General features: G+C 64.0%; 15 protein-coding genes. 7 read left to right on the top strand and 8 right to left on the bottom strand.

Going from position 1 to position 17031, the window contains the following annotated elements; translation table 11 throughout:
• Positions 1–111: 111 nt before the first annotated feature.
• The gene (gene hydA, locus DQ397_RS24170) at positions 112–1551 is read right to left on the bottom strand and encodes a dihydropyrimidinase (protein WP_043206953.1); all 1440 of its coding nucleotides are present in this window, start codon (positions 1549–1551) and stop codon (positions 112–114) included.
• Between the two features lie 540 nt (positions 1552–2091).
• On the opposite strand from hydA, the gene DQ397_RS24165 reads away from it, so the two are divergent.
• Positions 2092–3582 (top strand): NCS1 family nucleobase:cation symporter-1, encoded by a 1491-nt coding sequence (locus DQ397_RS24165; RefSeq protein WP_043206955.1) that lies wholly within the window; start codon positions 2092–2094, stop codon positions 3580–3582.
• Between the two features lie 47 nt (positions 3583–3629).
• Entirely contained in the window at positions 3630–4916 is a 1287-nt protein-coding gene (locus DQ397_RS24160; RefSeq protein WP_043206957.1) for a Zn-dependent hydrolase, read from the top strand.
• 163 nt (positions 4917–5079) lie between these two features.
• Here DQ397_RS24160 and DQ397_RS24155 read toward each other — a convergent pair whose 3' ends face one another.
• From DQ397_RS24155 to DQ397_RS24605, 7 genes are all read right to left on the bottom strand, one after another.
• A complete protein-coding gene (locus DQ397_RS24155; RefSeq protein ID WP_043206960.1) occupies positions 5080–5661 on the bottom strand; it encodes an NTP transferase domain-containing protein in 582 nt (193 codons plus the stop codon).
• Positions 5658–6629 (bottom strand): XdhC family protein, encoded by a 972-nt coding sequence (locus DQ397_RS24150; RefSeq protein WP_043206962.1) that lies wholly within the window; start codon positions 6627–6629, stop codon positions 5658–5660. Before DQ397_RS24150 ends, DQ397_RS24155 begins: the two co-directional genes overlap by 4 nt.
• Before the next feature lie 3 nt (positions 6630–6632).
• Positions 6633–7844, bottom strand: coding sequence for a cytochrome c (locus DQ397_RS24145; RefSeq protein WP_043206964.1), 1212 nt, complete (start codon positions 7842–7844; stop codon positions 6633–6635).
• A 2-nt stretch (positions 7845–7846) separates the two neighbouring features.
• Positions 7847–8386, bottom strand: coding sequence for a (2Fe-2S)-binding protein (locus tag DQ397_RS24140; protein WP_043206967.1), 540 nt, complete (start codon positions 8384–8386; stop codon positions 7847–7849).
• Positions 8379–11210 (bottom strand): xanthine dehydrogenase family protein molybdopterin-binding subunit, encoded by a 2832-nt coding sequence (locus DQ397_RS24135; protein WP_043206969.1) that lies wholly within the window; start codon positions 11208–11210, stop codon positions 8379–8381. The genes DQ397_RS24140 and DQ397_RS24135 overlap by 8 nt, the downstream gene beginning before the upstream one ends.
• A 249-nt stretch (positions 11211–11459) precedes the next feature.
• Complete coding sequence (locus DQ397_RS24130; RefSeq protein ID WP_043206972.1) at positions 11460–11759, bottom strand: hypothetical protein; 300 nt, start codon at positions 11757–11759, stop codon at positions 11460–11462.
• A 64-nt stretch (positions 11760–11823) separates the two neighbouring features.
• A complete protein-coding gene (locus DQ397_RS24605) occupies positions 11824–11970 on the bottom strand; it encodes a hypothetical protein (RefSeq protein WP_178113815.1) in 147 nt (48 codons plus the stop codon).
• Positions 11971–12156: 186 nt separating this feature from the next.
• On the opposite strand from DQ397_RS24605, the gene DQ397_RS24125 reads away from it, so the two are divergent.
• From DQ397_RS24125 to DQ397_RS24105, 5 genes are all read left to right on the top strand, one after another.
• Complete coding sequence (locus DQ397_RS24125; protein ID WP_043206975.1) at positions 12157–13020, top strand: sensor domain-containing diguanylate cyclase; 864 nt, start codon at positions 12157–12159, stop codon at positions 13018–13020.
• Between the two features lie 91 nt (positions 13021–13111).
• The gene (locus DQ397_RS24120; RefSeq protein ID WP_043206977.1) at positions 13112–13741 is read left to right on the top strand and encodes a hypothetical protein; all 630 of its coding nucleotides are present in this window, start codon (positions 13112–13114) and stop codon (positions 13739–13741) included.
• Between the two features lie 94 nt (positions 13742–13835).
• Positions 13836–14492, top strand: a complete 657-nt coding sequence (locus tag DQ397_RS24115) for a cupin domain-containing protein (protein ID WP_238556593.1) — start codon at positions 13836–13838, stop codon at positions 14490–14492.
• A 486-nt stretch (positions 14493–14978) separates the two neighbouring features.
• On the top strand, positions 14979–15653 hold the full coding sequence (locus DQ397_RS24110; RefSeq protein ID WP_043206982.1) for an isochorismatase family cysteine hydrolase: 675 nt from the start codon (positions 14979–14981) through the stop codon (positions 15651–15653).
• A 16-nt stretch (positions 15654–15669) separates the two neighbouring features.
• Entirely contained in the window at positions 15670–17025 is a 1356-nt protein-coding gene (locus DQ397_RS24105; protein WP_043206983.1) for a cytosine permease, read from the top strand.
• Positions 17026–17031: the final 6 nt, after the last annotated feature.

Here is a 17031-nt window from a genome sequence, read left to right as displayed (position 1 = left end):
TGTAGCCTCTCTTTCTTATTGGCCGGGCGGCGGTCACCCGCCCGGCGTTCTCGGGATGGCAGTCAACGGCAGTTCGTGGTGTCTGAAGGGCTGCCAGCGCAGCCCTCAGGCTCAGCGGCTGACGGGCGTCGGCCGCTGCTGCTCGGCACGTCGGCCCAGCACTTCGTACACCGCTGGGTAGGCCGGACGCTCCACATAGCGCCCTGCCCCGGGCTCGGCGCGCAAATCGCCATCGGCCCAGCACACGCGGCCCTGGCTGATGGTGTGGCTGGGCACGCCACGGACCGTGCGCCCCTCGAAGATGTTGAAGTCCACTCGCTGGTGATGGGTCTGGGCGGAAATCGTGCGCGTGCCTTGGGGGTCCCAGAGCACCAGGTCGGCATCGGCCCCAACGCGAATGGCGCCCTTGCGCGGGAACAGGTTGAAGATCTTCGCGGTGTTGGTGGAGGTCAGCGCAACGAACTCGTGCATCGACAGGCGCCCGCTGTTCACGCCGGCGTCCCACAGCACCGCCATGCGGTCCTCGATGCCGGCGGTGCCATTGGGAATGCGGCTGAAGTCGTTGCGGCCCATGGCCTTCTGCTCGGCGCAGAAGCAGCAATGGTCTGTCGCGGTGGTATGCAGACTGCCCGATTGCAGCCCACGCCACAGCGCTTGCTGATGTTCGCGCGGGCGGAACGGCGGGCTCATCACGTAGCCTGCGGCCGTGGCCCAGTCAGGGTCGCGGTAGACGCTGTCGTCGATCAGCAAATGGCCCGGCAGCACCTCGCCGTACACCGGCTGGCCCTTGGCCCGGGCGTAGGTGATCTCATCCAGGGCTTCGCGGCTGGAGACATGCACTAGGTACAGCGGTGTCCCGAGCGTCTCGGCGATGCGAATGGCGCGGCTGGCGGCTTCGCCCTCGACCTGGGAGGGACGCGACAGCGGATGCGCTTCTGGCCCGGTCAGGCCTTGGGCAAGCAACTTCTGCTGCAAGTGGAACACCAGCTCGCCGTTCTCGGCATGCACCGTGGGCACCGCCCCCAGTTGCAGGCAACGTTCGAAGCTGGCCACCAGAGTGTCGTCGGCCGCCATGATGGCGTTCTTGTAGGCCATGAAGTGCTTGAAGCTGTTCACCCCGTGGTGGGCGACCAGTTCGCCCATTTCTTCGGCCACCTGCTCGCTCCACCAGGTAATGGCGACATGAAAGCCATAGTCGGCGGCGGATTTCTGCGCCCAGCCACGCCAAGTGTGGAAAGCCTCCAGCAGCGATTGCTGCGGGTTGGGGATGACGAAGTCGATGATCGACGTGGTGCCACCGGCAAGGCCTGCGGCCGTGCCGCTGAAGAAGTCCTCGCTGGCTACCGTGCCCATGAACGGCAACTGCATGTGAGTGTGGGGGTCGATGCCGCCTGGCATCAGGTATTGGCCGCTGCCGTCGAGAATCTCGCAGTCGGCCGGTGGGTCGAGGTTTTCCCCGATGGCGCGGATCAGGCCATCGGCGCACAGGACATCTGCGCGATAGTGTTCTTCATGCGTAACCACGGTGGCGCCACGGATCAACAGGGACATGCCGTTTTCCTCGCAGGCTGACCGGTCAGGGCCGGTTCTTGAAATTGTTATGTGGCCTAGGCCTGGAAAGGAACATGCAATCCTGTCAGACCTGACAAGATTGGAATCTAGTTGCTGATCCGGGTTTGGTCAAAAAATTAATTGGCAAAACCGTCAATCATTAACATCTTGTTTTTATTAGTTTTTTATAAAAAACAGGAAAAACAGCGGACCTCGAACCAGCTTGACTCACTTGACAAGAAGCGAAATTGGTCGAGATTTTCCATGCAAATTCAGCTGTTTGAAATCTGGTCCGTACAACACGAAAACAGCGGGCGCGGCAGGTGCCGCGCCCGCTGTTGTTGTCGAGAAATGCTTTGCAGCGCATTACCTTCGGTCGGCGGCGGCCATCCGGGAAGGTCCAGGGCCAACCCGGCACGTTTGTTGAGTGCGGCCCCAACCGCCTGGCCGGACCGAAGGTGCAGTACTGATGGTGTGTGTACTCCGGCCATCGCATCAGCCCGATGAGCGAACAACTACAAGAAAAACCTGGAGAGCCCCATGCAACAGAGCAGATCGCAAGTGATCGAGCAGGACGGGCTGTTTGAGCTGTCCGCCGGCAGCGATGTCCTGGACAGCCCGCGCTACAACCACGACATCGCACCGACCAAGGTGCATCAACGGACCTGGAACAAATGGCACATCACCGCCCTGTGGGTGGGGATGTCCATCTGTGTACCCACCTACACACTCGGTGGCGTGCTCACCGCCTATTTCGGCCTGAGCGTCGGCGAGGCGTTGCTGGCGATCCTGCTGGCCAACCTGATCGTGTTGATTCCCTTGACGCTCAATGCCTTTCCCGGCACCCAGTACGGCATCCCCTTCCCCGTCCTGCTACGCGCCTCCTTCGGCATCCTGGGCTCCAACGTGCCCTGCCTGATCCGCGCAGTGGTCGCCTGCGGCTGGTTCGGTATCCAGACAATGTTCGGTGGCCTGGCCATTCACCTGTTCCTCGGGTCGCTGTTCGAGGGCTGGAAGTCGTTGGGCGGCACCGGCGAGGTGATCGGTTTCATGGTGTTCTGGTCGCTCAACTTGTGGGTGGTGCTGCGCGGTGCGGAGTCGATCAAATGGCTCGAAACCCTGTCGGCCCCACTGCTCGTGGCGGTGGGCTTCGGCCTGCTGATGTGGGCGCTGCCGCACATGTCGATGACCGAGTTGCTGGCCCAGCCGCCCAAGCGTCCGGAAGGCGCCAGCGTGGTGGGCTACTTCTGCGCGGGGCTCACGGCCATGGTGGGGTTCTGGGCGACGCTGTCGCTGAACATCCCGGATTTCAGCCGTTACGCCAGGAGCCAGAAAGACCAGATCCTCGGGCAGATCTTCGGCTTGCCGCTGACCATGTTCCTGTTCGCCTCCCTGGGCGTGATCATGACGGCGGCCTCGGCGTCCCTGGTCGGTGAGACAGTGTCGGACCCTGTCAGCCTGATCGGTCACATCCAGAGCCCAGGCTGGGTGGCACTGGCCATGGCGCTGATCATCATCGCCACGCTGTCGACCAACACGGCGGCGAACATCGTCTCGCCCACCAACGACTTCCAGAACATCGCCCCACGGCTGATCGGCCGTAGCCGCGCCGTGTGGCTCACCGGTTTCATCGGCCTGGCCCTGATGGCTCACGAGCTGTTGAAAAAGCTTGGCTGGATCGTCTCGGACCTGAGCCTTGAGAGTGTCTATTCCAATTGGTTGCTGGGCTACTCCAGCCTGCTCGGGCCGATTGCCGGAATCATGGTGGTGGACTACTTCCTGGTCCGCCGGCAACGCCTGGACCTGGCTGGTCTGTACCGTGACGACGTTTACCCCGCCTGGAACTGGGCGGGCTTCGCCGCCTTCGCCCTGCCCGTGGCGCTGACGATCATGGCCATCGGCAACGACCGCTTCAGCTGGTTCTACGACTACGGCTGGTTCACAGGCTCCCTGCTCGGCGGCACGCTCTATTACGCCCTGGGCAGCGTGGCGCTGCGCAAACCCAGCCGACTGGTCAAACCAATACCGTGACGCAAGACCTGCGCCCAACCGGATAACAACAGCCTGAGGAGATACCCATGAGCACTCCCGCCCAGCATGTCCTGCAATCGAGCGAGCGCCATATCGACAGTGCGCGCCTGTGGCAATCCCTGATGGACCTGGCGCGCCTCGGCGCCACCGCCAAGGGTGGCGTCTGCCGCCTGGCCCTGACCGACCTCGACCGCCAGGCGCGCGACCTGTTCGTGCAATGGTGCGAGGCCGCCGGTTGCGACGTCAGCATCGATGCAGTCGGTAACATTTTCGCCCGCCGGCCAGGACGCAATCCGAAGCTGCCACCGGTGATGACCGGCAGCCACATCGACACCCAGCCCACCGGGGGCAAGTTCGATGGATGCTTCGGGGTCATGGCCGGCCTGGAAGTGATCCGCACCCTCAATGACTTGGGTGTGGAGACGGAGGCGCCATTGGAAGTGGTGGTATGGACCAACGAGGAGGGCTCGCGCTTTGCCCCGTGCATGATGGGCTCAGGCGTGTTCGCCGGTAAGTTCACCCTCGAAGAAACTTTGGCCAAAGTCGATGCCCAGGGCATGACCGTCGGCGAGGCGCTCGATGCCATCGGCTATGCCGGTCAACGGGCCGTGCTCGGTCACCCGGTGGGTGCCTACTTCGAGGCGCACATCGAGCAAGGGCCGATCCTCGAGGACCAAGCCAAGACCATCGGCGTGGTGCTGGGCGCCTTGGGCCAGAAGTGGTTCGACCTGACCCTGCGCGGCGTCGAGGCCCATGCCGGTCCAACACCGATGCACCTGCGCAAGGACGCCCTGGTGGGCGCGGCCGACGTGGTGGCCGCGGTCAACCGCGCCGCACTGAGCCACCAACCGCACGCCTGCGGCACCGTGGGCTGCCTGCAGGCCTACCCTGGCTCGCGCAACGTCATCCCCGGCGAAGTGCGCATGACCCTCGATTTTCGTCACCTGGAGGGTGAGCAGCTGGATGCGATGATCGCTGAGGTCCGCCAGGTGATCGACAGCACCTGCCAGCGGCATGGCCTGAGCTACACGCTGACACCGACCGCGGACTTCCCTGCCCTGTACTTCGACACAGGTTGCGTCGAAGCCGTGCGCGACTCGGCGCGCAACCTGGGCCTGGCGCACATGGACATCGTCAGCGGTGCGGGGCACGACGCGATCTTCCTCGCCGAGCTTGGCCCTGCAGGGATGATCTTCGTACCCTGCGAAGGCGGCATCAGCCACAACGAAATCGAGAATGCCACGCCAGAGGACCTGGCGGCCGGCTGCGCGGTGTTGCTGCGCGCCATGCTGGCGGCTTCGCAGGCGATTGCCAGTGGGCGCCTGGCGGCCTAGCCAGACGGAAGACCATCGAGGCTGCTGCGCAGCCCGGCGCAGGACAAGCCCCCTACCCACAAGGACAGCACCACTGAGCCTGTGGATGGGGGGTTATCTAAGCGTCGAACCGCCGCGAAGCAGACCGTGCAGCGGTGGCCGGTGTTCGCGAGTGAACCCGCTCTTACAGGGGCGAGGCCCTTGCCGCCAACGCGTCCGGCGTATCCACATCACGCAATACGCCGGCGTCGTCCACCTCGAGCAGCACGCAGCAATCCCGGTGTGAGCGCAGCACCGAGCGCGCACCTTCGTCGCCAGTAAGGCGCATCAGTTCCGGCCAAAAGGTACGGCCGAACACCACAGGATGCCCCTGTCGCCCCTCATGCGAGGGCAACAGGATGCTGGATGCCGAAGCGGCCTGCGCCATTCGCCGCAAGGTGTCCGGCAAGATCCAGGGCATGTCCCCCAACAAGATAGCGACCGCGTGGGCATTGCCGTCCTGAAGCGAGGCCACGCCCGCCGCGAGGCTGTGGCCCATGCCCAAGGCAGCATCCGGGCTGGGGACCACCCGGCAGCCGGCAGGCAGTCCCAACTCCTGCATGCCTTCCCCCTCACGCAGCACCACCCGCACCTCGTCGAACACGGCCAAGGCCTGCTCGACACTGTGCGCCAACAGGCTACGCCCGTCAGCCAGAGGCGCACGGCGCTTGTCGCTGCCGAAACGCGCACTGCGTCCGGCGGCCAGTACCAGCGCAACGACCGTCACAGCGCCTCGCGGGCGATGCCGCTGCGGGTACGCAGCACATCCGCAAGCACTGCCAAGGCGATTTCCGCAGGTGTCTTGCTGCCCAGGTTCAGGCCGATGGGAGCGTGAATCCGCCCCAGCGCCTGCTCATCCAGCTTGCCGATGCGCTGGAGGCGTTCGCGGCGTTTCTCTGAGGTGGTGCGCGAACCCATCACCCCAATGTAGAACGCCTCGGTGCGTACCGCTTCGAGCATGGCCAGATCATCGATCTTGGGATCGTGGGTCAGGGCCACGACCGCCGTGTCGCGGTGGCAGCCGCCATTGGCAATGAACACCGACGGCAGCTCGCGACGAATCTCGATGCCGTCGAGCTCCACGCCGTCGAGCACCTCCTCGCGGGGTTCGCAGAGGATGACTTCAAAACCAAGCCCCTTGCCGAACTCCGCGCAGAAGTGCGCGACGCTGGAATACCCTGCCAGCAGCAAACGCTGGGCCGCGCCCACCCGCAGATGGACGGCGGCCTCGTCGTAGGCCACCCGAGGCCCCTGCTCGATATCGTCGCTCAACCGGCGCTGGCCATCGTGCAGGCTCACCTGGCGTAACAGCCGACGCTGGCCGAGCAAGGCCGACTCCAGCTCGCGCAAGTGCGCCTGCACGTCGCAATCCGCTGGCAGGTTCTCCACCAGGACATCGAGCACACCGCCGCACGGAAGCCGAATATTCGAGCGGCTGTCGCTACCATCGCCATAGCGCACAACCGCGACCGGCCCTGCAAACTCGCCTTCGCCGACCCGCGCCAGGAAGTCTTCCTCGACGCAGCCGCCAGAAAGCGACCCCACCCACTGCCCGCGCTCATTGACCGCCAACAGCGAGCCCGGCGCACGGGGCGCCGAGCCGTAGGTGAAGAGCACGGTGCACAGCCACACACGCTGGCCCTGGCCGGACCATTGCAGCGCCTGTCGTACCACTTGCAGATCAAGATGCTGCACGGCTCACTCCGTCTTCAGGTTCGCCAGCTGCTGGGTACTCAAGTCCCCCGGCAGCCCGCCCCATGCTTCACGCAGGTAGTTCACCAGGTCGGTGACTTGCCCGTCGTCGAGCTTGTCGGCAAAGCCCGGCATGGGCTGCATGCGCTCGAAACCGGTGAACTGCTGCTCGCGGATGCCTTCGAGGATCACCTTGGCCAGGTTGCGCGAGTCGGCCTGGCGCAGCACGGTGTTGCCCTGCATGGCGACCGCGATGTGCGGCTTGCCCTCGCCCTCGACGCCATGACAGCCGGCGCAGACGTTGAGGTACTGCTGGCGGCCACGCTGGGCGCTCTCGCCGAGCTGGTCCACCGGCACGGCCTGCACGACCTTGGCCTTCGGTGGCTGGTCACCCAGCAGATAGGTCGCCATCGCGGCCAGGTCGGCGTCTTCCAGATGCTGGGTGCTGTGGTGCACCACCGGGAACATCTCGTTGAACATGCTGCCCTGGGCACTGATGCCGTGCTTGAGGAACGTGGTCAGGTCCGGCTGGGTCCAGCCGCGCTCGGCCAGGTCCTGGGCCAGCAGGCTGGGTGCCAGGTAGCCGGCCAACAGGCCGCCGGTCAAGCGTTTGTCCTGCTCCAGGGCGCCGATGCGGTTACGCGGGGTGTGGCATTCGCCGCAGTGGCCGAGTACCTCCACCATGTACTGCCCGCGCTGCCAAGCCTCGCTCTTGCCCTCGGTGGCCTGCAACTGCACGCTCTTGCCATACAGCATGTTCCAGCCGGCCAGGCCCATGCGCACGTTGAACGGGAAGCTCAGGCTGGTTTCAGGCGCGGGCCGGTTGATCGGCGGCACGGTCATCAAGTACGCGTGGATGGCGTCGGCATCCTCGCGCTTGATCAAGTGGTACGAGGTGTAGGGCATCGCCGGATACAGGTTGGCGCCGTCCTTGCGCTTGCCCTCGGTGAGGGCGGCGAAGAATTCGTCGCGGCTGTAGTCACCGATACCGAACTGCTTGTCCGAGGTGATGTTGGTGCCGTAGATGGTGCCGAACGGAGAATGGATCGGCAGGCCGCCGGCGAACGGCGCACCGCCTTCGGCCGTGTGGCAGGCCATGCAGTCGGCCGCGCGGGCCAGGTATTCGCCACGCTTGACCTGCGCCTGGTCGGCTGCCTGTACACCGAGCGACAGCGCCGCACCCATGGCCAGCGCCAGGCCCGAAAGAACGTGCCTCATGCTCAACCCTCCTTGACCAGGCCGAGGTCACTGAGCACTTCGCGAGTGGCGTCGTAGTAACGCACATAGCCGGTGCAGCGGCAGATGTGATGGCCGAGACTGGCCTCGATGGCCCCTTCGAGCTCGCTCTTTTTCAGCGGCTGGCGCTGGGCCTTTTCCACCAGCACGGTGGCGGCATTGACGAAGCCGGGTGCGCAGTAGCTGCACTGGAAGGCGAAGCGGTCGACGAACTTCTGCTGGATCGGGTTCAGCTCACTGAGGTTGCCCGCCTCGTCATGCTTGGCATGGCCCTCGATGGTGCGCACCTTCTTGCCTTCGAAGTAATGCGCGCCGGTGATGCAGGTGCGCACTTCCTCGCTGGTGCCGTCAGGGTTGTCGACGATCACCACGCAGGCGTGGCAGATGCCCTGCCCACAGCCCAGGCGGGAGCCGGTGAGGTTCTGGTATTCGTGCAGGTAGTCGATCATTGCCAGGTCTTCAGGCACTTCGGCCGGACCGACGGTTTGACCATTCAAGGTCATTTGAAGCGGGCGGTTAGCCATTGAGGGCCTCCTTGACGCGGGCGGGGGTGATAGGCAGGTCGCGAACACGCTTGCCGATGGCATGGGCCACGGCGTTACCGATCGCGCCGACCACCGGGATCATCACCACTTCGGCGATGCCCTTGGAGGGGTCGGTCGGTGACAGTGGCGGCAGGATCTCCGATGTCTGCTGCCACACTGCCACGTCCTTGGCCATCGGCAGGCGATAGCGGTTGAAGTTCCAGTCGCCCTCGCCCGGGCCACCTTCGTACAGCGGCATTTCTTCGGTCAGTGCATGGCCGATGCCCATGGCGATACCGCCTTCGAGCTGGCCCTTGACCAGTTCCGGTACCAGTACACGGCCACACTCCACCCAGCTGTGGTGGTTGAGTACCTGCACCTGGCCGCTGCCTTTGTTCACTTTCACCTGCACCAGGGTCGCCACCGGGCTGTAGTAAGTCACCATGGCGTTGTTCAGCTGGGTGGCCGGATAGGCGGCGTTCTGGCGGTCCAGCAGGTGGTAGCTGGCGCTGTTCATCTGCGCTTTCTTGACGTTCGGCGCACCGTCGCCGTACTTGACCGCCATCGCATCGAGCGGCAGGCGCTCACGCACGCCATCGATGACGAAATCGGATTCAGCCCAGCTCCAGCGGTTGAATGCGTGGACGCTGACGCCGGTCACCAGCCCCATCTCATGGGCTTTCTTGGCCAGCTCGGCGAACGGGATCGGGGCCAGGCCATTGCCGGTGAGTTCACCGTTGACCCAGACCGCGTTCTCGCGGCGCACCACCAGCGGGTTGGCCTGCCCACCGAACGGGCCCTGGCGCCACAGCGATAACGCCGCCGGCCACAGGCCATGGTTGAACAGCACCCGAGCGGCTTCGCGCGTGGCGTGGCTAAAGTAGAAGGCCGAGTTGGTCGCCGAGGATGGCGAGGCCAGCTTGCCGACCCAGCGCGGGTCACGCAGGGCAGCGTCCTGCTCGGCCTGGCTCATCAGATAGGGGTTGCCGTGGGTGGCCAGTTGCAGCTCCGGCCACTCGGTCTCGGCGGTTTTCACTTCATCGGCCGGACGCCCCAGGAAGTCGCTGACCACGAACGCCTGGGAGGTCGACATGCCAGTGCCCAGTTCGGTGCCGATATGACGCAGGCTGATACGCCCGTCGGCCGTGAATTCGATGCTCGCCATGGGCGCTTCGGCACCCGTGCCGAAGTCCTTCTGGCAGATGGCAAAGCCCACGCCGTACCAGTTGTCGGCGTCCTTGGCTTCCATGGTCTTCTTGTAGGCGTCGCGGTTCTTCCACAGTTCGTGGGCGCTGGCCTTGTCGAGGATCTCATGCAGGCGCAAGGCCCCGGCGGGTACGGCGCCCTGGGTGTTCTTCATGCCCGACTTCAGGGCATTGACCCGGCGCAGCTCGATGGCATCCACACCCAGGCGACCGGCGATCTCGTCGACCATCATCTCGGTCGCGGCCATGGTCTGCAGGGTGCCATAACCCCGCATGGAACCGGCCTCGACACCGCGGGAGTGGTAGGCGGTCACGGCCAGATCGCTCTGAGGCATGTAGTAGATCGACTGCGCCGCGGTCGCGCCCACGGCGGCCACCGAGGAGCTGTAGTTGGCGCGTCCGCCACCGTCGACACTCATGTCGGCACGGAAGATCTTGAACGACATGTCTTTCTTGTCCACCGCCAGTTGGTAGTGGATGTCGAACGGGTGGCGCTTGATGCCGCTCTGGAACTGCTCGTAGCGGTCGTTGGCCAGGCGCACGGGCACACCGTTGCCGTACAGGGCCGCGACGGCAGCGTAGAACACGAAGATGTTGTTGTCCTTGGAGCCGTAGCCGACCGTGTAGCCGGGGTGCATGTTCAGCGTCTTGAGGGCAAAGCGCGACGGTTTGATCATGTGCACGCATTCCTGTGCCACCTCGAAGGGGCACTGCGTCGCCACCACGAAATGCAGGGTGCCGCTTTGCGGGTCGTACCAGCCGTTGCCGTTGTCCGGCTCAAGCGCTGCCGGTTCGATCGAGGGCGTCTTGTAGCGCTCATCGAACACCAGCCAGTCCTCAGGGGCCTGCTTGAGCTGGTCGGCCATGCGATCGGCATAGAACAACCCTTGCTCGGTGAGGGTGCCGTGCTGCTTGGGCTCGTTGGTCCAGACCGGTTTGCGGTTGAGGATGGTGGGGAACAGCATGGAGTTCTTCAGGCTGGAGAACTCGTCCTCCTCGAACGGCGTCTTGCCAGCCACCCGCACGAAACGGAAGCTGCCATAGGGGTCGCCTTGATACAGCGGCGCTTGGGCGCCGTAGCGGATGGCCTTGTCGTTGAATTGCAGCTTGAGCTTGGCCTGGCGGTAACGCTCGAAGTCGTTCCAGATCAGGATCGCCACCGGGTGGCCGATGAACATCGGCACCTTGCCAGGTGGCAGCAGCGGGTCCGGCGAGTGGGCCTCAGGCCAGGCGATGCCATCCTTGTGCAGGTCCTCGGCGGTGACGACGCGGTCCGGCTGCAGGTCGGCGCCCAGCCAGGCAAGGTCCAGGCCTGCATAGATGCGGTCGGCCTTGATGGTCTTGAGCAACAGGGCGTGGCCTTGCTGCTGCGGCCAGCCGGGCATGTCCTTGGCGCGGATGTCGCGGGCGAACACCTTGTTGCCGCACACCTTGGACAGCGCATCGTTGCGAAAACGTGTCTTGCCGTCATGGCTCATCCACTTCTGCGGGGAAGTGGTGACACTGTTTTCCATCAGGGCGGCGAAGGCCGGGCTGCCGAGCGGTGCGAGGGTCACCCCTACGCCCGCAATCACGCCGCCTTGCAGGAAGGCGCGCCGGGAAATATCACGGTGGGTCATGCTTCATCCTCTGGGCAGAGCGCGCCTGCCCATGACGTATTCTGGTACTTGATAGCTCGGAGGGCGGAATCACTGACGTTCCGAAAGCAAGGTCGGAGTGGAAATCACAAAAACTGACCTTGGCGTCAAGTTTAGCGCAACGACCGCGCCTCTGGCAAAGTCAAGCAGACAACTTGTCGCGCCGATGTACGAACTTTCGCCACAGGCATTAAAGATGAATGTTTTTTTTCGGTCACAGGGCTCGGGCCATCAGCGCTTGCACTTGGCCAACACCACCTGACAGGTATGCGGTGTACCGCCGGAGCGGCTTGCGTAGCGCATGCAGTTGTGAAGGGACTTTTGCCGGGCAATGCTCATGCTCGCCCCCCAGGCCAGACCGCCCTCGCCCGCTGTCGGCAAGGCCTTGGCATAGCAGTTGGACCCCGCCGTCGCTGCGGCATACCGAGCCGTGCTGGCTTTGCTGCTGCAGCCGGCGGCCAGGGCGAGATTGATGGCGAGCAAGGTGCACAAGGCCCATGGCGGGCTCTGGCGCGCAGGTTTTCCCCACATTTGGAGGACTCCAGAATCAAAAGCTGCAGAGCCTGGCCGGTCTGCCTGAAGATTTCAACCGCGACTATTGGCCCCTGAAACTCCAGACGATTTCGACCACCCGTGAAGCCAGAACCAGATAAAGCACGCACAACACCACCTGCAGCACCGTGTGGTAAGGCAACTTGGCCAAGCGGTGCAGCGTATCGCTGACATTGAGCAACAGCAGCACCGCCGAGACCAGGATCAGGCTCCCAACAGAGCGGTGCCCGCATTAGCGAAATTCTAGAAGAACTTGAACGACTTGCCGGCCATCGCCAGCGAGGGTTTTCTTGCCCGCCCCAGTAGTGACGCAGGCATGAGCCTTGTATGCTGTCCTGCGCCGCGAACGCCCTTCTGCACCGGACTCCGCTGACCTATGGCCGTCGACCTCCAAGCGCTTTACCCCAAGTTGATCCACCTGATGCTGGACACGGTCTTTGTGGTCGACCGGGACAACGAAATCGTCTTCGTGAGTGACGCCTGCGAAACCCTGCTCGGCTATCGAGCCAGCGAGTTGGTCGGCACCCCGATCACCCACTACATGCACCCCGACGACCTGGAAGCCACCCGCGCCTCGATCATCCGCATCATGAATGGCCAGCCCCATGTGGATTTTCGCAACCGTTACATCCGCAAGGATGGCGGCGTGGTGCACATCCTGTGGGCGGCCTTCTGGTCCGATGAGGTCGGGGCTCGCATCGGCGTGGCGCGCAACGTCACGGCCCTGGCCCAGGCCGAGAAGGAGCTGCGCTTTCTCGCCCACCACGACCCGCTGACCCAGCTGGCCAACCGCTCGCTGTTCAATGACCGGCTGGAATCGGCCCTGCGCACGGCGCACCGCCAACAGAGCGCACTGGCGCTGCTGTTCGTGGACATCAACGACTTCAAGGGCATCAATGATGTCCATGGCCATGCGGCGGGCGACCGCGTGCTGTGCACGGTCGCCCGACGGCTCGAAGCCTGCGTGGGCAAGACCGACACCGTGGCACGCATGGGCGGTGATGAGTTCATCGTGCTGTTGACCGACATCCCGTCGCACAGCGCGGTGGCCGAAAAGATCGCGCAGATCCTCGCGGCCATGGCCGAGCCGTTGGGCGCCGAGTTCGGCGAGGTCGAGATGCCTTCCTGCAGCATCGGCGTGGCCTGCTACCCGGCGGACGGCGAGGATGCCGACGCGCTGCTCAGCCATGCCGATCACGACATGTACCGGATCAAGCGACAGCGTTCGGGCACACGCTGATACGCGCCTGAAATCAAGCGTTTGAGACAACCTGGCGCGATTGCGCGATACTATTGTGCCACCACTTTTTTCTGGAAAAGGACTTCACCCCATGAAGCGTCTGTTTGCCTGCACCCTGGTCGCACTGGCCCTGGCCGGTTGTGACAAAACCGAGCAGAACACCGCCCAGGCCACCGTACCCGCCGGACAATGCGCCAAGGACATCGACTGCAAAGGCGATCGCATCTGCGAAAGCGGCCAGTGCGTCAGCCCGCAGCCCCCGCAAGCCCTCGCCGCCAAGCCCCCGGTGGCGCCGGAACTGGCCCCCGCTGCACCGACCATGGCCTACGAAACGCTGCTGGTCAGCGGCGACAGCGCAGGTCCCTTCAGCATCCAGCGCATGGAACTGGGGACCGCGCTGATGTACCCGTCGCGGGCCGGCGTCGTGAACGTCATGGAGTCGGTCGTCGAAGATGTCGAAGCCACCGGCTATGTCACCATCGAGAAGGCCTATTCGTTCGGTCCCAGCAAGTACGTCGTGGTGGTGTCCACCGGTGAAGGTGGTAACGCCTGCCCCGCGTCCACCTATGTTTTCAGCTTCGACGCCAAGGGCGAGTACGTGGACGGCAAACAGGAAGTCGATGGCTGCTCCGAAGTGGTCGAGTCGCTGGCCGAGGGCAACAAGCTGACGATCAAGAAGGATGGCGTCGCGACGGTGGTGTACAACGGCGTCGTGCAGTAACGGAGACGCCCAAGCCCAGCGCCAGCGCTGGGCTTTTTTTACGCTCGATTTTCGGGCCATGGCGGTGGATCATCAGTCGGTCGGATGTGTGGAGATGACTTCGATGGTAATGCCGGCCCTGATCAATGCCGACCTGCGGCAAACGGTGATCGTGCAGGGACATGCCCTGCCCTGGATTCCCAGCCCGCAAGCCGGGGTGGAGCGACGCCTGTTGTTCCGCATCGGACAGGAGCAGGCCCGCGCCACTTCGCTGGTGCGCTATGCGCCTGGCAGTCGGTTCAATGCCCACGCCCATCCGGGGGGTGAGGAGTTCTTGGTGCTGGAGGGGGTCTTCGAGGACGAACAGGGTCAGTATCCAGTTGGCAGCTACGTACGCAACCCACCCGGCAGCCAGCACTCGCCGGGGTCGGCCCAGGGCTGCGTCATCTTCGTGCACTTGCGCCAGTTCCATCCCGAGGACCATGAACGCGTAGTCGCACAGGTGCCCGAGCAGGGTGACCAGCTACTGTGGCACAGCATCCATGAACGGGTTTGGGTGCAGCAGGCCCAGCCCGGACAGACACTGAACATTGCCAACCCGCGAGGTCTGGAGCTGTTCGTACTCGACGGCCAGTTACAAGGTGACGACTTCGCGTTGCGGCCTTGGAGCTGGATGCGCCGACCGCCGGGGGCTGCGGTTCAGGCGGTGGCGGGCGATGCCGGGGCGCGGATCTGGATCAAGGATGCCGCGCTGGACCTCACGGCCTGTTGATTCAGCGCAAATCGCTACTTTTGGTATCACCGTATTACGGTATACCTAGAAACACGACCCCGCTAAGCACCCCAAATGCCCCTGCAATGCGCCTTACGGCCAAAACGCCAATAATGGCCCGACGTTTGCTTTGCTCCTGCTCAACCGTTCCAAGGCGCACCTCACATGGGCACTTTTTTCACTCTCACAGGCAATCGTCGTCACGCTGCCCTCTGCAGGGCAGGCGTTGACAGACATGACCTGCCCAGTGCCATGCAAGGCTTCCTTCGCCATGGGCGCGCGCCCGCCCAGGTCACCCTGCCACGCCTGCCTGCCTGCGTGGCAGCCAAACAGAACGGGTTCTGGCAAATAGTCGCGTAAGTCCCCTTCGAGCGTCGTCTCGACCTTCCCACAAGCGCCCGGCTCGCCTGGACGCTGCGACTGTTCGTTCGCCCTCAAGGCGCCTCCTGCGACGGCGCCAGGGGCACTGTACCCGAGTGATTTACCATGACCTGTACCAGCGCACTTCTCCTGATCGACCTGCAACAGGAGGACGGCTTCCCCCTGGAGCGTTTCGACCAAGTCGTCGGCAACGCCGGCGCCCTCCTCGGCGCAGCCCGCCGCCTTGCCATCCCCGTGATCTACACCCGCCACGTGAACAACGCCCAAGGCCACGACCTGGCGCACGGGGAGCCGGTGGACGAGCATGGCCAACCGACCAGCTACCGCGCCGGCACCTCGGCGGTGGAGGTCCTCGACGCCCTGGCGCCACACGCCGGCGACCAGGTGTTGGACAAGCACCGTTACAGCGCCTTCCATGGCACCGACCTGGCGCAGCGGCTTCGAAGCCAGGGGATCGAGCATCTGGTGGTGTTCGGCGTGCTGACCGATGTGTGCGTCATGACCAGCGTGTTCGATGCCTACCAGCACGGCTTCACCCTGAGCCTGGTCGCCGATGCCTGCACGGCCACGACGCTGGGTGCGCACTATTCAGCCCTGATGATCCTCTCCAACTGGATCTACGGGCTGGAGATCTTCTCCACGTCACAGCTGCTGCGCCATTGGCAGCAGCAGCCGGCAGGCTCGGTGCGCACCGATACGCCCGACCACCTCGCCTTCCACCCCGAGGCATTCGTCGACGCGATCCAACGCTTCGAACACCGCCTTGCCCATGATTGCTGAGTGTGGAGAGATCCTGATGAAAGTTGAAAATCGCAGCATCGATTTCATCCCTGAGGGCGAGCGCTACGGCCAGGCGCGTTCGCTGTTCTTCGTGTGGTTCGGCGCCAATGCCAACATCACCACGGTCGCGGCCGGCGTCTTGCCCATCAGCCTGGGCCTCAACCTGTTCTGGAGTGCGCTGTCGATTCTTTTGGGCTCGATGATCGGTGCCCTCTTCATGGCGTCACATTCTGCCCAAGGGCCCAAGCTGGGCATCCCACAGATGATCCAGAGTCGGGCCCAGTTCGGCGTCTATGGCGCGATCGTGCCGTTGTTGTTCGTCATGCTCATCTACCTGGGCTTCTTCGTCAGCAATACCTTGCTCGCCGCCCAGGCCGTCGCCAGCGCCAGCCCGATCGGCAATGGCGGCAACATCGTGGTGCTGGGTGCGGTGTGCTTCCTGGTCGCGCTGTTCGGCTACCAACTGATCCATCGCCTGCAAAAGCTGCTGACGCTGGCTTCGCTCGGGGTGTTCGGCATCGCGACCTGGATGGCACTGAGCCTGCCGGTGCCCGCCGGGCAATGGTCGCTCGAGGGCTTCAGCCTGCCGACCTTCCTCGCCTCGGTGAGCATCGCGGTCACCTGGCAACTTTCCTATGCGCCCTACGTGGCCGACTACTCCCGCTACTTGCCTACCGAAACCCCGACGCAGCAGGTGTTCTGGTACAGCTACCTGGGCACGGTGATCGGCGGGAGCTGGATGATGCTGCTGGGTGCGGTGCTGGCCAAGGCGATGGCCGGGTTCGGAGACAACGTTGGCTTGAACCTGGTGGGATTGCTCGGCGGCAGCACGGTGTTGATGTTCGCCTTCGTGCTCTACGGTCAGATCGCCATCAACGTCTTCAACCTGTACGGAGCATTCATGTCGACAGTGACCGTGATCGAACCCTTCACCGCACTCAAGGTCACCGCGTGGGTGCGGGCAGGGTTGCTGCTGGTGATTGCCGCTGCGGCTACAGGGTTGTGCACGCTTGCCCAGGATGACTTCATTGCGTTCTTCCTGAACTTCATCTTCTTCATGAGCTACTTCCTGATCCCGTGGACGGCCATCAACCTGGTCGACTACTACGTCGTGCGCAAAGGGGTATACCGCATCGAAGACATCTTCCGGCCGAGCGGGATCTATGGACGGGTGAATGGCGTCGCGATCGGCGTATTCCTGGTCACCATCGTGCTCGAGGTGCCGTTCATGAATACTTCGATGTACGCCGGGCCCATCGCCACCCACCTGCAAGGGGTTGACCTGGCCTGGGCGGTGGGCCTGATTTTCCCAGCGCTGACCTATTACTGGCTGATGGGCAGACGCAAGGCGCTGGCCGGCGCCTGCGCATAAAGCCAA

Origin of the sequence: Pseudomonas sp. CK-NBRI-02 (assembly GCF_008124495.1) — a bacterium.
Taxonomy (GTDB): domain Bacteria; phylum Pseudomonadota; class Gammaproteobacteria; order Pseudomonadales; family Pseudomonadaceae; genus Aquipseudomonas; species Aquipseudomonas guariconensis.
Note: the sequence above shows the minus strand (reverse complement) of the source record. Positions and strands in the feature narration are given on the sequence as shown.

What these genes read in the sequence shown, in the direction of transcription:
- hydA (WP_043206953.1), bottom strand. Translation starts at nt 1,551, where the DNA reads ATGTCCCTGTTGATCCGTGGCGCCACCGTGGTTACGCATGAAGAACAC.
- DQ397_RS24165 (WP_043206955.1), top strand. Translation starts at nt 2,092, where the DNA reads ATGCAACAGAGCAGATCGCAAGTGATCGAGCAGGACGGGCTGTTTGAG.
- DQ397_RS24160 (WP_043206957.1), top strand. Translation starts at nt 3,630, where the DNA reads ATGAGCACTCCCGCCCAGCATGTCCTGCAATCGAGCGAGCGCCATATC.
- DQ397_RS24145 (WP_043206964.1), bottom strand. Translation starts at nt 7,844, where the DNA reads ATGAGGCACGTTCTTTCGGGCCTGGCGCTGGCCATGGGTGCGGCGCTG.
- DQ397_RS24140 (WP_043206967.1), bottom strand. Translation starts at nt 8,386, where the DNA reads ATGGCTAACCGCCCGCTTCAAATGACCTTGAATGGTCAAACCGTCGGT.
- DQ397_RS24135 (WP_043206969.1), bottom strand. Translation starts at nt 11,210, where the DNA reads ATGACCCACCGTGATATTTCCCGGCGCGCCTTCCTGCAAGGCGGCGTG.
- DQ397_RS24130 (WP_043206972.1), bottom strand. Translation starts at nt 11,759, where the DNA reads ATGTGGGGAAAACCTGCGCGCCAGAGCCCGCCATGGGCCTTGTGCACC.
- DQ397_RS24125 (WP_043206975.1), top strand. Translation starts at nt 12,157, where the DNA reads ATGGCCGTCGACCTCCAAGCGCTTTACCCCAAGTTGATCCACCTGATG.
- DQ397_RS24120 (WP_043206977.1), top strand. Translation starts at nt 13,112, where the DNA reads ATGAAGCGTCTGTTTGCCTGCACCCTGGTCGCACTGGCCCTGGCCGGT.
- DQ397_RS24115 (WP_238556593.1), top strand. Translation starts at nt 13,836, where the DNA reads ATGACTTCGATGGTAATGCCGGCCCTGATCAATGCCGACCTGCGGCAA.
- DQ397_RS24110 (WP_043206982.1), top strand. Translation starts at nt 14,979, where the DNA reads ATGACCTGTACCAGCGCACTTCTCCTGATCGACCTGCAACAGGAGGAC.
- DQ397_RS24105 (WP_043206983.1), top strand. Translation starts at nt 15,670, where the DNA reads ATGAAAGTTGAAAATCGCAGCATCGATTTCATCCCTGAGGGCGAGCGC.